Consider the following 417-nt stretch of genomic DNA (forward strand, 5'->3'; position numbering starts at 1 on the left):
TCAAAACATACCGGATATCCTGATCATATTTAACAACCTGATCCTGGAATCTCTTCTCATTTTCCTGAAGCTGCAAGAAAAGTGCTCCTGCATTTATCTCAGAATCCGTTAGAATGATTTGACCCGTTAGTATAGGGTTCTCAAGGGTTGCTGTTTTTAATAATCCCGAAAGCCCGGTGAAAATAACCTGTTCTTTATCATTACCAATGACTATTTGAATCTGTATTTTACCCTGAGGTTTGTTAGAGAGTATATTGCGGATATAATCAAAACAGGATAAAGCATGACGCTCATATCGATCAGCAATACTCTGATGATGATCTAATTGTAAGCTTAAAACCTTACACTCTGGAAGTAACTCTTTAATTTCCTTACCTTCCACATCAGACATTTCACACAAAATGATATGCTGCTGGG

Annotated in this window: 1 protein-coding gene; it reads right to left on the reverse strand. The window is 37.2% G+C overall.

Annotated features, from left to right (window positions below; genetic code table 11):
- The coding region (locus Z054_RS29730) for a hypothetical protein (RefSeq protein ID WP_035094020.1) at positions 1–391 on the reverse strand (391 nt) is incomplete at its 3' end.
- Between the last annotated feature and the right edge of the window lie 26 nt (positions 392–417).

This window comes from Aquimarina macrocephali JAMB N27, assembly GCF_000520995.1.
Lineage (GTDB): Bacteria > Bacteroidota > Bacteroidia > Flavobacteriales > Flavobacteriaceae > Aquimarina > Aquimarina macrocephali.